The organism is Sulfitobacter sp. BSw21498, assembly GCF_006064855.1.
Classification (GTDB): Bacteria; Pseudomonadota; Alphaproteobacteria; order Rhodobacterales; family Rhodobacteraceae; genus Sulfitobacter.
Map to the genome: position 1 here is coordinate 2,838,381 of NZ_CP040753.1, position 13,220 is coordinate 2,851,600.

At 59.5% G+C, this 13,220-nt stretch carries 14 protein-coding genes; 9 read left to right on the forward strand and 5 right to left on the reverse strand.

What is annotated here, in order from left to right; translation table 11 throughout:
* Window positions 1-105 precede the first annotated feature (105 nt).
* The 4 genes from E5180_RS13715 to rbfA form a co-directional block, all read right to left on the reverse strand.
* Window positions 106-615, reverse strand: coding sequence for a DUF1643 domain-containing protein (locus E5180_RS13715; protein WP_138924875.1), 510 nt, complete (start codon window positions 613-615; stop codon window positions 106-108).
* Window positions 612-1,529: a tRNA pseudouridine(55) synthase TruB gene (gene truB, locus E5180_RS13720; protein WP_138924876.1), complete on the reverse strand. Its 918-nt coding sequence runs from the start codon at window positions 1,527-1,529 to the stop codon at window positions 612-614. Before truB ends, E5180_RS13715 begins: the two co-directional genes overlap by 4 nt.
* Before the next feature lie 117 nt (window positions 1,530-1,646).
* The gene (locus E5180_RS13725; protein WP_138924877.1) at window positions 1,647-2,393 is read right to left on the reverse strand and encodes a phosphodiester glycosidase family protein; all 747 of its coding nucleotides are present in this window, start codon (window positions 2,391-2,393) and stop codon (window positions 1,647-1,649) included.
* The gene (gene rbfA, locus E5180_RS13730) at window positions 2,390-2,809 is read right to left on the reverse strand and encodes a 30S ribosome-binding factor RbfA (RefSeq protein ID WP_138924878.1); all 420 of its coding nucleotides are present in this window, start codon (window positions 2,807-2,809) and stop codon (window positions 2,390-2,392) included. Before rbfA ends, E5180_RS13725 begins: the two co-directional genes overlap by 4 nt.
* A gap of 79 nt (window positions 2,810-2,888) precedes the next feature.
* Between rbfA and dapB the strand changes: the two genes are divergently transcribed.
* On the forward strand, window positions 2,889-3,704 hold the full coding sequence (gene dapB, locus E5180_RS13735; protein ID WP_138924879.1) for a 4-hydroxy-tetrahydrodipicolinate reductase: 816 nt from the start codon (window positions 2,889-2,891) through the stop codon (window positions 3,702-3,704).
* Window positions 3,705-3,794: 90 nt separating this feature from the next.
* Window positions 3,795-4,151 carry a dihydrodipicolinate reductase gene (locus E5180_RS13740; protein ID WP_138924880.1) on the forward strand — a complete coding sequence of 119 codons (357 nt, stop codon included), beginning with the start codon at window positions 3,795-3,797 and terminating at the stop codon, window positions 4,149-4,151.
* A 72-nt stretch (window positions 4,152-4,223) separates the two neighbouring features.
* Here the strand turns inward: E5180_RS13740 and E5180_RS16055 are convergent, their stop codons facing one another.
* Entirely contained in the window at window positions 4,224-4,502 is a 279-nt protein-coding gene (locus E5180_RS16055) for a DUF1674 domain-containing protein (protein WP_093734096.1), read from the reverse strand.
* 90 nt (window positions 4,503-4,592) lie between these two features.
* Between E5180_RS16055 and E5180_RS13750 the strand changes: the two genes are divergently transcribed.
* The 7 genes from E5180_RS13750 to E5180_RS13780 all read left to right on the forward strand — a co-directional run bounded on the left by E5180_RS13750 (window position 4,593) and on the right by E5180_RS13780 (window position 13,192).
* Window positions 4,593-5,864, forward strand: coding sequence for an RsmB/NOP family class I SAM-dependent RNA methyltransferase (locus tag E5180_RS13750; RefSeq protein WP_138924881.1), 1,272 nt, complete (start codon window positions 4,593-4,595; stop codon window positions 5,862-5,864).
* A 123-nt stretch (window positions 5,865-5,987) separates the two neighbouring features.
* Window positions 5,988-7,736: a heparinase II/III family protein gene (locus E5180_RS13755; RefSeq protein WP_138924882.1), complete on the forward strand. Its 1,749-nt coding sequence runs from the start codon at window positions 5,988-5,990 to the stop codon at window positions 7,734-7,736.
* A 17-nt stretch (window positions 7,737-7,753) separates the two neighbouring features.
* On the forward strand, window positions 7,754-9,340 hold the full coding sequence (gene purH, locus E5180_RS13760; RefSeq protein WP_138924883.1) for a bifunctional phosphoribosylaminoimidazolecarboxamide formyltransferase/IMP cyclohydrolase: 1,587 nt from the start codon (window positions 7,754-7,756) through the stop codon (window positions 9,338-9,340).
* A gap of 18 nt (window positions 9,341-9,358) precedes the next feature.
* The gene (gene lspA, locus E5180_RS13765; protein WP_138924884.1) at window positions 9,359-9,868 is read left to right on the forward strand and encodes a signal peptidase II; all 510 of its coding nucleotides are present in this window, start codon (window positions 9,359-9,361) and stop codon (window positions 9,866-9,868) included.
* A 62-nt stretch (window positions 9,869-9,930) separates the two neighbouring features.
* On the forward strand, window positions 9,931-10,434 hold the full coding sequence (locus E5180_RS13770) for a DUF3035 domain-containing protein (protein WP_138924885.1): 504 nt from the start codon (window positions 9,931-9,933) through the stop codon (window positions 10,432-10,434).
* 92 nt (window positions 10,435-10,526) lie between these two features.
* Window positions 10,527-11,870: a M16 family metallopeptidase gene (locus tag E5180_RS13775; protein ID WP_138924886.1), complete on the forward strand. Its 1,344-nt coding sequence runs from the start codon at window positions 10,527-10,529 to the stop codon at window positions 11,868-11,870.
* On the forward strand, window positions 11,867-13,192 hold the full coding sequence (locus E5180_RS13780; RefSeq protein WP_138924887.1) for a M16 family metallopeptidase: 1,326 nt from the start codon (window positions 11,867-11,869) through the stop codon (window positions 13,190-13,192). Before E5180_RS13775 ends, E5180_RS13780 begins: the two co-directional genes overlap by 4 nt.
* Window positions 13,193-13,220 lie beyond the last annotated feature (28 nt).

A 13,220-nucleotide genomic window follows, 5' to 3' on the forward strand; every position in this document is an offset into this window, starting at 1 on the left:
AAAACCCGACTTTATTGCCCGCAAAAATGGCAGGCTTACTCATGAAGAAACCCCGGTACCCCAGGGTCGCGTCACAAGCATAGACGTAATAAAGTTAAGTTGACGCTAAGACTTCCACACAATCGGCACCTGAGAATAGCGGATATACAAAGGATGCTTCGGGTGCCCGTCCTTTGACAGGCCCAGATGGTAAACCGGCCTATCGCTGCGCAAGAGCTGCTCCTGCACTTCAGGCCCCCGCCCAAGATGCGCCCCGTGGGTGCCCCAAGCTGCAATTACCTGATCGGCCCACAGGATGCCTTCTTTTAGAATCAGGTCGTTATCCGGTCCAATGGGATTTTTAGCCTGGCGCATCAGCTTTGGGCTGGTCTCGCGCCAAGCAAAAATGTTGGTGACGCGAAAGCCCCCGAACCCCAAGGCGCGCGCGCGCCGTTCGCAACGCTCGACCGTAGGATCATTCTCAATTTCTGTCGCTTTTGACGGATTTAGCATCACAAACAGCACCCGCCCCGCATCGGGATTCCACACGCGGGTCAGGCTGTAGCGGTAGTTTTCGCAATCCGAGTAGACAGCCGTCGAGGGTGCATCACCCTTGGTATGGCTGCGTGTGATCACGCAGGGTTTGGTTGATTGAACACGCGCGACGGATGAAGCTCTCCGGCTTTGAACCGCCCAACGGCAATCGCGCGGCCCTCGAACGATGCCCAGACCTCGTCGCCGTATTCGACATTGTGGGCAATCACCATGCCGGGGTTCCCGTTGCGCAGACGTGTGGCCCCCTCTGCCGTGGCTTTGACCTCGGGCAGATCCTGCAGCCCCTGTTCTAGCGGCAACAGATGTGCGTCCAAGGCGTCAGTGCGGGCAATTTCCTCGATTTGCGCCAGGGTCAGCCCCTCGGACGCCTCAAACGGGCCCGACCAGATGCGACGCAATTCGCGCACGTGCCCCAGACATCCCAAAGCCTGCCCCAGATCGCGCGCGATCGAACGGACATAACCGCCCTTGCCGCACACCATCTCAAGCGTCACGTGATCAGCGTCGGGACGGTCCAGCAGCAACAGTTGCTCGACAAAAAGCGGGCGGGCTGCCAGTTCCATGGTTTCGCCTTCGCGCGCCAGTTTATAGGCCCGCTGGCCGTCGATCTTTACGGCAGAAAACTGCGGCGGCACCTGCTGGATATCTCCGATGAACTTGCCCAAGGCGTTCTTGATGGCATCATCGTCAGGGCGCAGTTCCGAGGTCGCGATCACTTCGCCCTCTGCGTCATCGGTATTCGTCGCAATGCCAAGACGCACTGTGAACTCATAGGCTTTCAGCGCATCAGTAATGAAGGGTACGGTCTTGGTTGCCTCGCCGAGCGCGATCGCCAAAACGCCGGTCGCCTCGGGGTCGAGCGTCCCCGCATGGCCCGCTTTGTTTGCGTTCAACGCCCAACGGACCTTGTTCACCACGGTGGTAGAGGTCGGTCCGGCAGGCTTGTCCACCACCAACCACCCCGAAATATCCCGTCCCTTGCGCCTGCGACCCATATCAAATGCCCTTAATTGATTTACCGGCCTCCTATCAAAGGTCCGGCGAGATTGCCCAGAGACTCTGGCTTCCAAATGGTGAAAAATCCTCGCCGACGGCAAGAAAACTCTTATGCGCTACGGTGCGTCCGGTTTCACGACGCCGATAATGGGCCCAAGCGGGCTGAAACCTAGATCATTGCGTCCCAGATCGGGGGCGCGCAGTCTCGAGATATTGCCATCGAAATACAGGGCATTCGGCAGTTTCAAATGATCGCGAAACAGCAGCGCAAAGTCGTAGAAATTCACCGTCTCGTTAGAAATGGCAAAGACCGCTCGTTTGCCATCGGCGCTGGTGCCAACCCCATTACGAATATAGCGCGACGTCCCGTCTTTCAGAAAACGCGGGTGCAGCTTGCCGTCGATCACCAGCATCGGCCCTGACTGGGTGGCGCTGCGGCAATCGGGGGCCTTTCGCACAAACGCTTTGGTCTCGATCACATCGGCCCGACCATCGCGCAGACACAGCACACCATTGGGCAACAAACCAAAATTGCCGGGACCGTCGCTGCTGATGACCTTTTGGTGCTCTTTGCCGTTCTCAAGGTAATACCCCACCGGCGCACGGTCATCGTGATACATGCCAGCGTTCATCGCAAAGCCCAATTGTTGGCCCTGCTTTTTCAACGCGGTGTTGAGAGTGTTGAAATACCCGTGCGGTTTGCCATCGGGGTCATACAGGAACAGCTCAAGCCGGTCCTGCGTCAGGTCGACGTCGCATATGGTGTAGCCGGTGCCGTTAAAGGTCAGCGTTTCACATGTTTCCGCATGGACGGGCGCAGCGGCCCAGCCCATGAAACCAAGCGCTGCCCAGAACCGTTTCACGTGTCATCCGATCCGCGGTCCGGGGCGTCGGCGTCACGGCGCACCACGTCCTGCGCGAGCATTCTGCGCGTTTCGTCCATCCGGTCGAACGTCTCGTCCAGCTGGAACCGCAAGTCGGGCGCAAATTTCAACGCCAGCTTTTTGGACATCATGCGCCGCAGTTCGCCTTTGTTGCGGGCCAACAGCTTTAGCACGTCCTCCTGCCCGTTACCGCCCAGAGGCAGCACATAGGCCGTCGCGATCTTTAGATCGGGAGAGGCACGTACTTCGCCTACGGTGATCGACATCCGGTTCAGCTCGGGATCGTGGACATCACCACGCGCCAAAACATCCGATAAGGCGCGACGAATGGTTTCGCCTACGCGAAGCTGCCGTTGCGACGGGCCTGAGCCCTCATGAAACTTGTTTTTTGCCATGCGCTTCATCTAAGGGTTCGCTGAGGTTTTGCCAAGCAGATCACCACGCGCTAAACCGGAACCGAATAAGGAGCATAACATGAGCGACACACCCGGCATAGTGATTACAGGGGCTTCGGGCCGTATGGGCCAGATGTTGATCGGGCAGGTTTTTGCCAGCGACCGGGTGCATCTTGCAGGCGCGGTTGAACGGGTAGGGCATGCGTGGATCGGTCAGGACATCGGTGTGGCCATGGGCGGCGCAGCAGTAGGCGTGATCGTTACCGACGATCCCGCAGCGGCGATGAGGGACGCGCAGGCGGTTATTGATTTCACCGCACCCGAAGCGACCCTCGCCTTTGCGAAGATCGCTGCGGCAGCCGGTGTCGTCCATGTTATAGGCACCACGGGGATGTCCGATGCGCAGATCAACGGTCTGGATGCGCCTTCGAAACAGACAGTTATCGTGCGGGCTGGTAACATGAGCCTGGGCGTTAACCTGTTGACCCAGTTGACCAAACGGGTCGCGGCCGCACTGGACGCAGACTTTGATATCGAGGTGATCGAGGCGCATCACAACCAGAAAGTCGACGCGCCTTCGGGCACGGCGCTGATGCTGGGCGAGGCGGCTGCCGAAGGGCGCGGTGTTGCGCTGGCAGATGTTTCTGATCGCGGGCGCGACGGTATCACCGGTGCACGCAAGCGCGGCAATATTGGTTTTACGGCGATCCGTGGCGGTGACATCGTCGGCGAGCATGACGTGATGTTTGCTGCCGCAGGGGAGCGAATCATCTTGCGCCACATCGCCTCTGATCGCGCAGTTTTTGCGCGCGGTGCTATCAAAGCCGCACTCTGGGGGCAGGGAAAACCTGCTGGCGCTTATGATATGCTGGACGTTTTGGGGCTGAATGACTGAACGCCGACGCCGCCCTGTCCTTTAACTGCGGTGAAACTATCTTAACCTTTGCCCCGTATGTTCGTGTGAACAATCTGGTTGGAGGGTGTAATGAGAAAACTGACGTTACTGACGTGCGCGGCATTTCTGGCGCTGATCGGCCCTGCTTGGGCGGAGTATCAGAAACTGGACAGCCAACGCGACTTTGTCTCGGTGGTGGAGGGTAAGACATTGACCCGCCCCTTGGTCGAATTGCGCGTTTCTGAAGGCGGCGGTATTTCGGGCACGGGTGCCGTTTGGGACGTGTCAGGAAAATGGGTCTGGAAGGGTGGATATTTCTGCCGCAGTCTAACCTGGGGCGATGATGACCTTGGCTATAATTGTCAGGAAGTCGCTGTAAATGGTGGAAAAATCCGTTTCACCTCGGACAAGGGTGCAGGTCAGTCGGCGGTATTCTCGCTGCGGTGATCCGTCGGTTTCTCGGCAGATTGCGCTGCGCTTGACCCTGTGCACTATCCAATTTTCTGATGCGCGACGACTTTAGAAATCGACCGCGATCCCCTTCTTTTCCCAATCACCGTAGCGGACCGGTTCTGGCCCGTCGCGGCCACCAAGCTCCGTCGGAAGGTCCAGCGCCTGTGCTGCCTTCCGGCGTTCTGCGGCCTCCGCCAGCGCGCGTTGCGCGGCGGCGGGAAGCTCTTGGTTTACCATAGGCATCGGATCGGGCGTGGGTTGCGGCGGAATATCCGGCCCGGGCTCCGGCATGGGGGTCGGATCATGGGGTGGGCTTGGCATGGGTCGTTTGACGGCTTCGGTCATTCTCTCATCCTCTTGAGGCCACTGTCACCTTGATATACGCCGGAACCAAGCCCAGACAACCCGGGCACCCTAAAGAAGAAAGCGTATCGCATGTCAGACACCGGCGTTCAGGCCCGCAGAAGTGCGGTGTACCTTTTGGATATGATCCTGGGGGAAGAACGTTTGATGTCAGAACTTCTTGCGGCGGGTGTGCTGGACAAGCTGCCCCCCGATGATCGTGCGCGGGCCCAGCGACTAGCCACTGATACCTTGCGTGGGATGGAACGGGCGGATCGCCTGCTTCAGAAACACCTCTCGAAATATCCGCCGCTGACCGTGCGCAATGCGTTGCGGGTCGGCACGATCGAGCTTTGTCAGGGCGGTGCGGCGCATGGCGTGGTGAATGCGATGGTTGAACTGGTCGCGACGCATAAAAAACTGGGTCACCTCAAGGGGCTGACCAACGCAGTGCTGCGCAAGATTGCCGCCGAAGGGCCTGAAGCCTGGGCGGCCTTGCGCTCTCCGCGTTTGCCCAAGTGGCTGCGTGGCCCGCTTGCCGAGGCGTGGGGGCCCGAGGCAATAACCGGCATCGAAGCCGCGCATTTCGCAGGTGCACCGCTTGATTTGACCGCCAAACGCGACCCCGCCGCACTGGCAGAGGCCGTGGGCGGTGTCGTTCTGCCAACCGGCTCGGTGCGCGTTGTGGATGCAGGGCAGGTGACAACCATGCCCGGTTTCGCCGAAGGTGATTGGTGGGTTCAGGATGCGGCTGCCGCATTGCCGGTCAAAATTCTTGCGCCGCAAAAGGGCGAGGCCGTTTTGGATCTTTGCGCCGCGCCGGGTGGCAAGACCATGCAGCTTGCTGCTGCGGGTGCACAGGTCACGGCCGTTGACAGCTCGAAGCAACGGATGCAGCGGGTCAAGGAAAACCTCGCGCGGGTACACCTGCCGGCCAAATCGGTTGTCGTGGATGCGCGGCGTTTCGAGGGGATGTTCGATGCGATTTTGCTGGATGCGCCCTGCTCTGCGACGGGCACGATCCGTCGGCACCCTGATCTGCCCCATGCCAAAGATGGTTCGGAATTCGGCGACCTGATCGAACTGCAATCGGAATTGATCGACCATGCCTGGTCGCTGCTAAACCCTGGCGGTCGCTTGGTTTTCTGTACTTGCTCGCTGCTGCCCGATGAGGGCGAGGTACAGGTCGACGAGGCGTTAGAGCGTCACGCTGACATGCGTGTGGACCCCGATGCCTTGGCCGTGCCCGGCGTAGATTCGGCTTGGACCACAGAAGAGGGCGGGCTGCGCTTGCGTCCAGATTACTGGCCTGATTTGGGTGGTATGGACGGGTTCTACATCGTCTGCCTGCGCAAGGACGCTTAAACTTCCCCGAATGTGCGGGCGGATTTTCGTCGCCCGCGACAGGGCCTGTCAAAATGCGGTGACTCAGGTGGCAACAGCGGCTACCATCCGCGAAACGCCAGCAGAGCGTACAAGGGCAGCCGCATGACAAGTAACAGCTTCAATGCGCGAAAAACGCGTTTTTTAAATCAGTGGCACGCCCGTGCCGCGACCAAGACGCGTACCAAAGCCACGGGATTCGTATCCTCGCCCGAACCCCGCACGATCGGGTCATTCGCACGCGGGCGGCAGCTAATCGCGGGCAACCTTTTGTTTTCAGGCAGCCTGATCGAAGCGCCGGACGCCTCGAGCCTGTGGGAAGTCGCCACGCCGGATCAGGATTTTGCCCGTGATCTGCACGGCTTTGCCTGGATGGATGATCTGGCTGCGGTCGGCGACGTGCGCGCCCGCGCCACCGCGCAACGTTGGCTTTGGGGGTGGATCGATCACTACGGCAAGGGGCGGGGCATCGGTTGGACGCCTGATTTGACCGGTCGCCGGCTGATCCGCTGGATCAACCATGCGCTGTTTGTCTTGCGTGGCACCTCTCAGGACCAAAGCGATGTTTTCTACCGTTCGCTGGTGGAACAGGCAGATTTTTTGTCGCGCCGTTGGCACGCTGCCGCACCCGGCCTGCCGCGGTTCGAGGCGCTGACAGGGCTGATTTACGCAGGGTTATCGCTCGAAGGGCAAGAGGCGCGTGCCGATCCTGCAATCAAGGCGCTGGCTCGCGAGTGCGAGGCGCAGATCGATGCGCAGGGCGGTTTGCCCACCCGTAACCCCGAAGAACTATTGCACGCTTTCACCCTTTTGACGTGGGCCGCCGCCGCGCTTAGCGATGCAGGGCGCGGCACGCCGGCTGCGCATATGGAAGCGATCGAACGCATCGCCCCGACGTTGCGGACGCTGCGCCATGCAGACGGTGGCTTGGCGCGGTTCCATGGCGGCGGTCGCGGAGCCGAAGGATGGCTCGATCATGCCTTGGCAACGGCCAAAATCAAAACACGGCAGCCGGACGGGTTGTCGATGGGCTATGCGCGTTTGTCAGCAGGGCGCACCAGCGTGATTGTTGACGCCAGCCCGCCTCCGGGTGGGGCGGCGTCGTTCAATGCGCACGCCTCTACGCTTGCGTTTGAACTGACCAGCGGGCGTCGGCCCTTGGTCGTAAACTGCGGACCGGGTGATTCATTTGGTGCTGATTGGCGCCGGGCGGGGCGCGCGACGCCGTCGCATTCGGGCTTGTCGCTGGGGGGGTATTCCAGCGCGCGTTTGGCAGAGCCGGACCGGTACACAAGCGCCGAGGCCCTTATTGAATGCCCGACTTATGTGCCCGTGGAAATTGGGTCGGTCGGGGATGGTACCCAGTTTCAGGGCGGGCATAACGGATATGTCGCGGGCTTTGGTCTGACCCATGCGCGCAGTCTTGAACTGGCCCATGACGGTCGCGGGCTCGCAGGCGAGGATATGCTGCTGGCCATAGAGGACGCGGAAAAGCGCGCCTTTGATCGCGAAATGGACGCGGTGAAACTGGGCGGTATCCCGTTCGAGATTCGTTTTCACTTGCACCCCGATGTGGATGCCACTGTTGATCTGGGCGGGGCGGCGATATCTATGGCGCAGAAAAGCGGTGAAATCTGGGTCTTCCGCCACGACGGGACCCATAAACTGTCTTTGGAACCAAGCGTTTACCTAGAGCGCAACCGCCTTAAGCCCCGTGCGTCCGTGCAAATTCTGCTCAGCGGGCGGGTCGTTGACTATGCCAGTAGGGTCAGGTGGTCCTTGTCCAAAGCGCAGGAAACTGCGATTGGCGTGCGAGATTTATCCCTCGACGATCCATATGATGACCAAGATTGACCAAAGGAACCTCCCTGATGCCTGATCTCTACCCCGTCTCCCGCGCGCTTCTTTCCGTATCTGACAAGACCGGTCTGGTCGAACTGGGGCAGGCGCTCGCGGCGCATGGGGTCGAATTGCTGAGCACCGGCGGCACCGCCAAGGCGCTGCGCGACGCAGGTCTGACGGTCAAGGACGTATCCGAGGTTACCGGATTTCCCGAGATGATGGACGGACGAGTCAAAACACTTCACCCCGTTGTGCACGGCGGCTTGCTGGCGCTGCGGGACAATGACGAACATGTCGCAGCGATGGACAAACATGACATTGGCGCGATCGATCTGGTGGTCGTGAACCTTTATCCATTTGAAGAGACCGTCGCCAAGGGTGCCGGATATGACGAGGTGATCGAGAATATCGATATTGGTGGCCCCGCGATGATCCGCTCTGCCGCCAAGAACCATGGTTTTGTGAATGTGATCGTCGACGTTGAAGATTACGCGACAGTGATGACAGAGCTTACCGAGAATAACGGCCAGACCACCTATGCACTGCGTCAGCGTTTGGCGCAGACGGCCTATGCCCGCACCGCGGCGTATGATACCGCTGTCAGCACATGGATGGCTGCGCAGGTCGGGGGCACACCGCGTCGGCGCACTGTCGGCGGCACGCTGGCACAGACCCTTCGCTATGGTGAAAACCCCCACCAGCAAGCGGCGTTCTACACCGATGGGTCGGCCCGTCCCGGTGTTGCAACAGCCACCCAGCATCAGGGTAAAGAGCTGTCGTATAACAACATTAACGACACCGATGCGGCGTTCGAACTGGTCAGCGAATTTGATCCGGCCAACGGGCCTGCCTGTGCGATCATCAAGCACGCCAACCCCTGCGGCGTGGCGCAAGGCACATCAATGGTCGATGCCTATACCCGCGCGTTCGACTGCGACCGCACCAGCGCTTTTGGCGGAATTATCGCCTTGAACCAGACGCTTGACGCAGAAACCGCCGACGCAATCAGCGCGATTTTTACCGAGGTCGTGATCGCCCCGAACGCCACACCCGAAGCGATGGAGATTTTCGGCAAGAAAAAGAACCTGCGCTTGCTGACCACCAACGGTCTGGCCAATCCGGCACAGGCGGCGCTGTCGTTCCGTCAGGTATCGGGTGGCTATCTGGTGCAGGACAAAGACGTTGGTCGCATCACTATGGATGATCTGAAGGTCGTGACAAAGCGTCAGCCATCCGAAAAGGAGCTGTCGGACTTGATGTTCGCTTGGACCGTCGCGAAGCACGTGAAATCCAACGCAATCATTTACGTTAAGGATGGCGCGACCGTGGGCGTCGGTGCCGGCCAGATGAGCCGCGTCGACAGCACACGTATCGCCGCACGCAAGGCACAGGACATGGCCGAAGCCATGGGCTTGCCTGCACCGTTGACCCAAGGCTCTGTTGTGGCGTCCGACGCGTTTTTCCCCTTTGCTGACGGGCTGATCACCGCCGCCGAAGCAGGGGCGACAGCCCTCATTCAACCAGGTGGGTCCATGCGAGACGACGAAGTGATCGCAGCAGCGGACGAGGCCGGCCTTGCCATGGTCTTTACCGGCATGCGCCACTTCCGCCACTAACCACGGAAAGCGGTCGGTATGCGTATTATTTTCTGGGCCGGTTTCGCGGCGTTTTTGGCGGATCAACTGAGCAAGTACATTGTTGTGCACGCGATGGAGCTGAGCCGCATCCGGTCTATCGACGTATTGCCGCCGCTGATCAATTTTCGCTACGGCGAGAACCGCGGGATCAACTTTGGCCTTTTCGGTGACGGGTCCGACGCAAGTCGTTGGATCCTCATCGGGCTGGCCTGTGCCATCTGCGTGGGTGTGGTCGTCTGGGCCAACCGCCAAACCATGAGCCTTTGGGCCAATATCAGCGCAGGCATGCTGATCGGTGGCGCACTGGCGAATGTCGTTGACCGATTGATCTATGGCTATGTACTTGATTTCTTGAACATGTCTTGCTGTGGGATCAATAATCCTTTCGTCTTTAACATCGCGGATATCTTCATTTTCGCGGGCGCGTTGGGGCTGATTTATTTCACGGGCGACCCCAAGAAACCGGCAAAAGCCACACCGAAAAAGGCCCCAAAAAAAGGCCAGTGACAATTACCGCGTGACTGCGATATTGGTACAAAGACCTTAACAAGTCCTTAAGGAGATCCGTCATGCGCTTTGTCGCCGCTCTTGTCTTGCTACCGCTTGCCCTTGGGGCCTGCGGCAACACTGGCCTGCGGGACATTCGCAGCTCTGCGAAAGGGCCTGACGAATTCATGATCCAGCCCGCCAAGTCGCTTCAGCAGCCTGACAGCTATGCCACGCTGCCCGTGCCGACGCCGGGGCAGGCGAACCTGACCGATCGTAATGCGATTGCCGAAGGGGTCTTGGCCTTTGGCGGCACCCCGCAAAGCAATGCTGAAGGCATTCCGGCGTCCGACGCGGCGCTGGTGCAACAGGCCAGCCGCATGGGTGTAACCAATAATATCCGTCAGGAACTGGCCGAAACCGACGCCGCCTTCCGCAAACGCAAGGCACGGTTCACGCAAATCAAGATCGTACCGACGGATCGCTACGATCAAGCCTATAAACGTCAGATTCTAGACGCCCCCCGCGAGGCCGCGCGTTGGCGTCGTGCCGGTGCGCGCACACCCTCTGCGCCTCCGGCAGAGTGACGCTGGCTGAATTACAATTCTGTTAGGTCCCTTGATCGCCCCGCGAGGTGGCGTAAGTAAGAGGTCTTAGGACCCTGCTCAAAGGACCGACCATGATCAGATTACCGGCCCTCGGGGCTTTATTCGCGCTTGCCTTGCCCACCACAGCGGCGCTGGCGCGAGACAACGAAGACGTCACACATTTCACGCTGAACAACGGGATGGAGGTCGTGGTCGTCGAAGACCACCGTGGCCCGTCCGTGCAGCAGATGGTGTGGTACCGCGCCGGTTCCGCGGATGAACCCAAAGGGTCTTCCGGCGTGGCGCACTTCCTCGAACACCTGTTGTTCAAGGCCACCGACAAGATGGAAGCCGGTGAATTTTCCGGCACGGTTGCCAAGAACGGCGGGCGCGACAATGCCTTTACCAGCTATGATTATACCGCCTATTTCCAACGGGTTGCCGCGGATCGGCTCGAATTGATGATGCAAATGGAATCGGACCGGATGAGAAACATCCGTCTGACGCCGGAAAACATCGCGACTGAACGCGACGTGATCATCGAAGAACGCAACCAGCGCACCGAGAATGACCCGAGCGCGCTATTCCGCGAACAGTTGAACGCGGCGCAGTACCTTAACCACCGCTACGGCACGCCGGTCATCGGCTGGATGCATGAAATGCGCGAGCTGGACCTGCAGGATGCGTTGGATTTCTATAAGCTCTACTATTCGCCCAACAATGCTATTCTCGTCGTCTCTGGCGATGTGGAACCTGACAATGTGCGACAGTTGGCTGAGCAATATTACGGTAAAATCCCCGCCAATCCCGAGCTGCCTGAACGTTTGCGCACCCAAGAACCGCCCCAAACCGCTGAACGCCGTCTGACTTTCCGCGATGACCGCGTCGCGCAGGAATACGTGAGCCGATCGTATCTTGCCCAGGAACGTGACCCCGGTGATCAACAAACCGCAGCGGCGCTCACGATATTGGCGGAGCTTTTGGGCGGCGGCACGACATCCTATTTCTCCGAAAAGCTGCAGTTCGATACGTCAATTGCAACCTATTCTGCTGCATTCTACAGTGGCCAATCGCTGGATGATACGACCTTTAACATTGTCGTAGTCCCGCAGCCCGGCGTCTCCCTACAGGACGCCGAAGATGCAATGGACGCGGCCGTTGCCGGTTTCATGAAAGACGGTGTGGATGCCGAACAGCTTGAACGCATCAAGCAACAGGTCCGCGCCGAACAAATCTATGCGCGCGACAATGCCGATAGCGTCGCCAATCGCTATGGCAGCGCATTGGCGATCGGGCTGAGCGTGCAAGACGTGCAAGACTGGCCAGATGTGCTCGAGGCTGTGACAGCCGATGACATCATGCAGGCCGCCAAGGATGTGTTTAACCGCGAGGCTTCTGTCACAGGGTGGCTGATGCGCGAAGAGGTGACAGAATGAGACTGTTTTACGCTGTAGTTCTGACGGTTTTAGCCGCTCTGCCCGCCCGCGCCGAGGTGGATATCCAAGAGGTCACATCCCCCGGTGGCATCACCGCTTGGCTGGTAGAGGAACATTCGATCCCCTTCGTGGCGCTTGACCTGCGGTTTCGCGGGGGCGCGTCGCTGGATGCGCCCGAAAAACGCGGTGCTACCAACCTGATGACCGGCTTACTCGAAGAAGGGGCCGGTGACATGGATGCCCGCGATTTTGCGCGCGCCGCCGAAGGTCTCGCCAGCAGTTTCCGGTTCAGTGTGGATGATGACGCACTGGCAATTTCAACGCGCTTTCTGACCGAAAATCAGGACGCCTCTATCGCGCTGCTGAAACAGGCGGTGCAGTCCCCTCGTTTTGATCCCGACGCGATTGAACGTGTGCGCGGTCAGGTTCTGTCTGGCATCCGTTCCAGTGCCAAGGACCCCAACGATATCGCGCGCAAGACGATGGATGAACTGCTCTATGGCGATCACCCCTACGGCTCGCCTCTCAGCGGGACGAAGGACACCGTGACCGCCCTGACCCGTGACGACCTGATCGCGGCGCATAAGGCGGTTCTGGCCCGCGACCGCATCTTCATTGGCGCGGTCGGGGATATTACGCCCGAAGCGCTTGGCCTGATGCTGGACGACCTGCTGGGAGATCTACCTAAGACCGGCGCGCCGCTGCCCCCTCGTGCCGAGGTGACCATCCCCTCGGGCACGACGGTCGTGGATTTCCCGACGCCGCAATCGGTCGCGCTCTTTGCGCAGAACGGTATCTCGCAGAAAGACGATGATTTCTTTGCTGCAACGGTACTGAACCAGGTTTTGGGCGGCGGGTCTTTTGAAAGCCGTCTCATGACCGAAGTCCGCGAGAAGCGCGGGCTGACCTATGGCGTGTATTCCTCCTTGGTTCCTATGGATCTGGCAGAGACGATCCAAGGCTCCGTCAGCTCGGCCAACGATCGGATCGGGCAGGCGATGGACGTGATCAAGGAGGAATGGACCAAGGCCGCAGCCGACGGTGTGACCCAGCAAGAGCTGGATGATGCCAAGACCTATATCACAGGTTCCTACCCGCTGCGCTTTGATGGCAACCAGACCATCGCCAGTATCCTTGTGGGGATGCAAATGATCGACCTGCCCATCGACTATATCGCCACCCGCAATGACAAGGTCGAAGCCGTGACGCTGGATGATGTGAAACGCGTTGCAGACGAGTTGCTTGATCCCGAAGGACTGGCCTTTGTCGTCGTCGGGCAACCCAAAGGGGTCGACGGCACCGCACCAGGTCAGAACGACTGACGGCTCCTTTAGCAAACCACACATACAA

What these genes read in the sequence shown, in the direction of transcription:
- truB (WP_138924876.1), bottom strand. Translation starts at nt 1,529, where the DNA reads ATGGGTCGCAGGCGCAAGGGACGGGATATTTCGGGGTGGTTGGTGGTG.
- rbfA (WP_138924878.1), bottom strand. Translation starts at nt 2,809, where the DNA reads ATGGCAAAAAACAAGTTTCATGAGGGCTCAGGCCCGTCGCAACGGCAG.
- dapB (WP_138924879.1), top strand. Translation starts at nt 2,889, where the DNA reads ATGAGCGACACACCCGGCATAGTGATTACAGGGGCTTCGGGCCGTATG.
- E5180_RS13740 (WP_138924880.1), top strand. Translation starts at nt 3,795, where the DNA reads ATGAGAAAACTGACGTTACTGACGTGCGCGGCATTTCTGGCGCTGATC.
- E5180_RS16055 (WP_093734096.1), bottom strand. Translation starts at nt 4,502, where the DNA reads ATGACCGAAGCCGTCAAACGACCCATGCCAAGCCCACCCCATGATCCG.
- E5180_RS13750 (WP_138924881.1), top strand. Translation starts at nt 4,593, where the DNA reads ATGTCAGACACCGGCGTTCAGGCCCGCAGAAGTGCGGTGTACCTTTTG.
- E5180_RS13755 (WP_138924882.1), top strand. Translation starts at nt 5,988, where the DNA reads ATGACAAGTAACAGCTTCAATGCGCGAAAAACGCGTTTTTTAAATCAG.
- purH (WP_138924883.1), top strand. Translation starts at nt 7,754, where the DNA reads ATGCCTGATCTCTACCCCGTCTCCCGCGCGCTTCTTTCCGTATCTGAC.
- lspA (WP_138924884.1), top strand. Translation starts at nt 9,359, where the DNA reads ATGCGTATTATTTTCTGGGCCGGTTTCGCGGCGTTTTTGGCGGATCAA.
- E5180_RS13770 (WP_138924885.1), top strand. Translation starts at nt 9,931, where the DNA reads ATGCGCTTTGTCGCCGCTCTTGTCTTGCTACCGCTTGCCCTTGGGGCC.
- E5180_RS13775 (WP_138924886.1), top strand. Translation starts at nt 10,527, where the DNA reads ATGATCAGATTACCGGCCCTCGGGGCTTTATTCGCGCTTGCCTTGCCC.
- E5180_RS13780 (WP_138924887.1), top strand. Translation starts at nt 11,867, where the DNA reads ATGAGACTGTTTTACGCTGTAGTTCTGACGGTTTTAGCCGCTCTGCCC.